The sequence below is a fragment of the Lacisediminihabitans sp. genome (assembly GCF_043726815.1).
Taxonomy (GTDB): Bacteria; Actinomycetota; Actinomycetes; order Actinomycetales; family Microbacteriaceae; genus Lacisediminihabitans.
The window spans coordinates 1-6,207 of the sequence record NZ_JAYSJZ010000044.1 but is presented as its reverse complement, the minus strand read 5'-3'; the positions used below and the strand labels follow the sequence as shown (position 1 = coordinate 6,207).

The 6,207-nt window shown below is 65.9% G+C and carries 2 protein-coding genes; both read right to left on the bottom strand.

The window, feature by feature from the left end; all coding sequences use genetic code 11:
* The coding region (locus tag ACHZD8_RS04650; RefSeq protein ID WP_394768989.1) for a hypothetical protein at window positions 1-3,276 on the bottom strand (3,276 nt) is incomplete at its 3' end.
* On the bottom strand, window positions 3,273-6,207 hold a 2,935-nt coding region (gene pglX, locus ACHZD8_RS04645; protein ID WP_394768988.1), incomplete at its 5' end, for a BREX-2 system adenine-specific DNA-methyltransferase PglX. The genes pglX and ACHZD8_RS04650, both read right to left, overlap by 4 nt.

The following is a 6,207-nucleotide window of genomic DNA, read 5'->3' as shown; positions in this document are numbered from 1 at the left end:
GACCATCCCCCAGTCGAGCCCACTCAGCTCCCTGGCGAGGCGTTCTGCGGTGCCATGGGCGCTGCCGAACCCCGTCAGCTCGCTCGGCAGGTCGAAGGTCGCGAGCGTCTCGATGAGCGCCTTGTCGCCGCCGGTCCCGGATAGTGTCTTGACGAGTTCGGCGACACGGCGCGCCGTGGCAAGACGCCCGGTCGCGGTCGTCGTGTCGATGCCGAGCATGGCGCTGTGCGCTTCGAGCTGGACGACGAGTTCGGCGACGCGGCTGGCACTCACCTGAGTACGGATGACTCCGGCGAAGCGTCCGACGGCACGCGGGGTGAGATTCGCCTCGGGCGCGACGCCGAAGATACTTCCGGCGCGGTCCTTCGCGAGCGCCCAGTCAGAGTCGCTCGGCAGGTTGGCTTTTCGCGGTTGCGCGCCGTTCTGCAGCGCGCCGATGGCGGGCGCGCTGGTGCCGCTGAACTCGTAGTTTCCGATGAGCGCCCAGGTGATGAGGATCGCGTCCTCCATCGGCTTCGTCATGCCCCACGAGGCGAGCTTCGCGCGCAGGCCGCCGACCGTGGTCGCCGCACCGAGTTCGCCCTCCCAGCGGGCAAGGTTCGCGCCCCACCGGAAGTGTGCCTGGTCGACAACAACAACATTCTCGTTAACCGCGCCGATGCCGAGCGGGACGGCGATGTCGCGCGCGAGCCGCTGCTCGGGCGCGCTGAGCCCCTGGCGGCGGCCGCCGGCCTCGACAGTCGAGGTGATGAGGTCGATGGCCTCGCCGAGACGCCGCACCGTGACCTCTTCCATCCCGAGGTCGGGGTGGTCAGGGAACTCGTTCGCCCACGCGGTCTCGAGGGCGTGGCGTAGCCCAGTGAGCAGCGTCCCTGTGGGTGGCGGCGCGATGGTGAGCCCGGGTGCGAGCACGGAGTAGATCTCATTCCCGGCGAGGTCACTGCCGACGTTGGCCTCGTCGGGCGCGTTGACGCCGTAGGCCTGCCGCAGCGCCGTGGTGAGGACATCGCGCAGGGTGCGCCGCTGCGATTCGAGGGTCTGCCGGGCCGGGCCACGGTCCGCGAGCGGGAGGTGGTCGGCGTTCGCGTCGAAGCGGTTACCGGTGAGGAGGTATTCGAGAAGGACCAGCTTGCCGAGGTCGGCCTGCCTCGCATCGGAGAGGAAATTCGGAATCCACGCGATCGTGTTCGCCGAACGACCGCTGTCCCGCAGCTTCCGAAGCCGGGCGACGTCATCCGCCGGCGAGTGGGTACCGCTGTCGTATGGGAAGTCGATGACGGCGTGCCACTCGCTATCGCCGTGCATGAGGTCGCTGTCGAGCACTTCGGCCTCGTCGCGAACATTGCCAAACTTCACGGTGACGGTGCGCTTGTGTCCCCGCCAGACGTGACTAATCTGACGCCCGACGAGGTTGTCGGGCGGCAGCGCTAGCTCGTCGGCGATGAGCTTGCGAACGAGTTCGCGCCGCGTCTGCTGGTTATCTTCGGTGCGGACACGGTCAAGAATCGAGTCGTAGTCGACACCGCTGAGCGTGGCGATGATGATCGGGTCCGCGCCGTCTCCGACGCTGATTTCGCCGAACTCTGCCGCCCAGCTTCGGACGATGCCGAGCACCTGTTCCGCCTCGGTGCCGGGGATGAAGGCGTCGATGGTGCCCCAGTTGAGAGCGGCAAGCTTCGCTGCGGTCAGGTTCGCGAGGGACCGCGCCTCCGGGGCAAGGGCTGCGATGAGGACGGTCTTGGCAAGCCGGTCCTCGGTGACGAATGCATGGCCACGCGCGAGACCCGAAACGTCGCTTTCCGCGATCCCGTGCTTCCGCAGCAGGTACGGAAGCATCTTCTGCCGATAGAAGCGCGCTGAGATCGCGAAGTGCTGCTTCATCTCCTCAGTGAGCGGCTGCGATCCGCCGAGGACGACGGGCGCATAGAGGTCGCCGACGGGGATGACGTCTCGCACGAGGAGTGTCTCGCGCCCGTCGCTGAGGAGCTCGGCCATGAGCTTGAGGGCGGTACGCTCGCGCTGCATGAGGCTGGAGAGCGCGACCATCGTGTCGACGAGCGCCGGGGTGAAAGGGTAGACGTCGGCGAAAGCTCGCTCGTCGGAGTTCGCGTCGTCGGACAGCAGGTAGCCCCAGGCAGCATAGTCGCGCTTGACTTCGGTGAGGGCCGCGCCCAGAGTGGCGGCGGCACCGGCAGAGACGGGGCGGAGGAGCCTCTGCTTGACGATCTTCGGCAGGTCGGCAGCGTGGAGCCGGATCTTCGAGAAGCGGTCTTCCCAGTACTGGAAGAGCTGCCCCTGAGCAACGCGCTGGGCGCCAGCGACGTGGCTGCCGAGGAAGTCGCGGAGATCGCGCTGGCGCGCGAGGAAGGAGGTGATGGGGATCGGCAGGTTGGCGGCGGCGTTCTCGGCGAGCTGAACAACCTTTTCGATCTCGTTCTGCACCCAGGCCTGATCGGCGAGGTGTTGGCCGAGCCAGAGCACGATTTCGTCAATGAGGAAGACGAGTCCCTGATAACCGAGCGATTTTGCGTGCGTGGTGAGCGAAAGCAGGGCGTCTTTCATCGGTAGCCATTCGCCGGCACGCACCGACGATGAGAAGTAGGCCGCGACGAGGTCGTTGACAAGCCGGTCGCGGTCGGGGTGCCCCGGTGCCGCGGCTACGGCGACATCGAAACTCGCGGCCTGCCAGACGCCGCCGAGGTCGCCCCAGGCGGCGTCGCCGCCGCCGAGCCCAGCGAAGAATGCCTCGTCGCCCATCCGGGCGCGAAGGCCACGGGCGTCAGCCAGGAGGCCGTCGCTGGCGTGGAGCACGGGCGCGGCGGCGTCGGGGTGCTTGCGGGCGACAGTATCGAGATAGCCACCAAAGATGGCATCTTCGAAAGACTTCGCTCCGAGCAGGTTGTAGTCGAGCACGAGCAGGTTTCGCTCGAGGGTGTCCTGCCGGGCGGCGACGATCTGCTCGAGCCCAGGGATCTGCCGGGCGGAGACGCTGCCGGAGAGGAGTAGGTGGAGCACCGCCATGTAGTGCGACTTGCCGGAGCCGAAGGAGCCATCGAGGAAGGTGCCTCGGGACGACTGCCCGCTGAGGGAACTACCGACGAGGTCGATCCCGTCGCCGATGGCGGCAGCGATCGCCTCGGTGACGACGTAGTCCTTGATGGTCTGCTCGTGCCGGGCGACGCCTTCGTCGAGCTTGATGACGAAGTCGGCGGCCTCGACCCGCTCAGGGAGCGCGATGAGGTCGCGCAGCGGTGAGTTCAGGGTGTAGTCGGTCATGCGCGCTTCCTCCCGCGTGTGGTGGGTGCTGGTCGCCAGGATTCGACGCCATCTCTGCCGATTCCGAGTCGCGCAAGCAGTGTGGTGGTGATCCCGGCGACGGCGGCCGCGGGGCTGACGCCCGATCGGGCGTCGATCTCATCGTGCCACTGTTTCAGCCACGGCTCGATCTCGATGAGAACGCCGACGAGCGGGATGATCTGCTCGGCCGGTGCCGCGGCACGGGAGAGGTCATTCGCGAGGCGCGCGACAGACTGGCCGCGCTCCGCATAGTCCCACCCTGCCCAGCCGTACAGCTCTGTGGTGTCATCGGGGAGCCTACTACCGGGGAAGGCGATGAACCGCTCCTTCGGCACGTCGAGCTTGCCTCGTACTGACCAGTAGCTCGTCTTGAGGAAGTCAGCCTGCGCGTACTTCGGCGGGACTGGGACAGTGACTCGTTCGCCGCGATCCTCGGCACGCTGCAGCTCCCACGTGCGCTCCCAGGCGCGGAACTTCTCGAGCCCCGGCGCCTTGTAGCGCAGCGCAGCGAGCCCCGGCACAGCCTCAACCGCGAGAAGCTTCGCGACCTCGGCGGTGAGGTCATAGTCCTGCGACCCGGTGTGGATTATCAGCAGTTCACGGAATCGCTCGTCACGCCGTAGGTCGTCGGCCATCTGGGCCACGGAACGCACGACCGGTCGACTCGCCGAGTCGTGCCACAAGTCGGCGGTCTCGAGCAGGTCGAGGAGGGCCGTCTTCACGGCATCCGCGAGCAGTGTGTCCCAACTCGCGCCCGCCCAACGTCGCTTGTACTCAGGCTGCTCGAGCATGCGCAGGGAAGGGCTCGACGCCGTTGCTGCGAGCCGCCGCTCGGCAAGGTCGCGATACCACGCAGGCCAGTGCACTGGGAACTCGGTAAGCGGCGTGCGACCGTGACGCTCGAACCAGGCCGTCTCCGATGCCCCTGCTGCGACTTCACGGGCGAGGCGGATCTCGAAGATCCGCTCATTCGGCTCGACCGGAATCAACTCCGGTGGCTCAGGAGCGAGGTCTGCGTCGGCGAGTCCGTACGCGACGTAAATCCACCAATCGAGCTCCTCCTGAAGTGCGACCAGCTCACGTCCAAGGCGCAGCCACTCGGCCTTTGCATCTCGAAGCGCCGATGACCCCGGATCGGCGAAGAATTCGCTCGGCGTCACTTCGGCACGTGAGCGGGCCGTCTCGTCGACGCGACGGACGAGGTCGCGGGCGCGACGGACGGGTAACGGAAAGTCTTGGATCTGTCGGCCAGTGAATTCGTAGCGCCACTCCCAGGCTTCGGTACCGGACCCCTTCTCGTATCCTGTCTCCCGGAGCCAGAAGAGTCCAGTGGAGGAGTTGAGGACGCCGAGCAGGTCGTAGTGGTCCTCCTCGGTCGCACCCTCCGGCAGCTTGATCACCGGAGCTGAACGGTTGAACACCTTTCCACCCCGGTCGAGCACGAAGTGGTTGTGCGTCGCCACGAACGCGAACGTAATCGACATTGCTGACTGGACAGACCAGCGGGTGAACTGCATGTACTCGGACCAGCGGAGTCCGGCGTCAGCCATCACTCCTTGAAAAGTTGCCCGCTGGGCAAGGCTTGACTTCCAGGGCCAGAGAGCCTGATCAGCCGCATCGGTCGGTTTCAGGTCATCGGCGTAGGGGAAGAGGATCCGCTCCGTTCCGTAGTTAGACCAATCACGCACGGACTCGCCAATGACGATCGGCCTGAAGTAGTGGGCGATTCCCGCCTCGGCCGCCATGAGGCGGGGCCGCATGTACGCTTCGTCTGCGCCCACTCGAATCGACCCGCCAATCGGTACACCAAGCGCAGCTCTCAGTCGCTGGTTGGAAGCTGCCTCGATCCTGTCCTTTAGTTCACCGGCGCCTCCTCCGGAGAGCGACCACGGGAACGTCGCGTAAATGGCGCGCGGCATGTCGGCGACGGAGACGTAAGGGCCGTTGTAACCGGGTTGGTCGATGTGGTCGATGATGTCGCGCCAGACGAGCCCATCTGCGGCTACCGAAGGCTGGCCATTCTCAGATCGAACGCCCAAGACCGCTCTGAGCGTCGGGCCATGCGGTCGGCGAGGCCGGCCGACAAGGATGACGGTCGGCGTACCGTCAGAGTTGTGGCCGGGAATCCAAGCACGCGAGGTGTCGATAATGTGCGTCAGGTCGACCGGTTGTGGTCGGAGCGGGTCGGACCACATCTTTCCCGAAAGGAATCCCTCAACGAGAGTCTTTCCAAAGTCGCGTGTCATAAATGAGTTAGAAGTGATCTGTCCCACGTGACCAGCCCCGCTCCCGGCAACATCGCGCTTTGCGAGGCGGAACAACAGTTCGGCGAATGGGGCTGACAGTGCATAGGTGCCACTACAGGTTGAATACAAATCTCGGTAGCGCCGATTCAGCGCTCGGTCCTTCACCGTGATGTACGGCGGGTTAGCCACGACCACGTGGTACTGGCCTGGTCTGAGGATGTCAGCGTACTCGCGGAGATCCTCGGCGTCGTACTCGAAGTATTCGCCGTCGCCGAGGTCGAGTGTGGCACTCGGCGCGACACTCCCGAGCAGCGAGTCGCCGATCGCGAGATGGTAGCGGAAGGCCGGCGCAGCCGTGAGCGTGGGAATCCCAGCGGCCTTGATTGCCGCGACCGTAAGCCGGAACCGGGCGATAGCGATCGCGAAGGGGTTCAGGTCGACGCCATTGATCGAGTCGAGGGCTCGCTGTACCCGCTCGCCCTTGTCCACGCCGGGTGCCGCCTCAGCCCACACGGCGGTGAGCCGATCGAATGTACCGAGCAGGAAGTGGCCGGAGCCGCACGCCGGGTCGATCACTTTGAGCCCGGTGAGCCCGAACTCGGCGATCGCCGGGGTGAGCGTCTGGTCGAGGATGAACTCCTCGACGAAAATCGGGGTCTGCAGC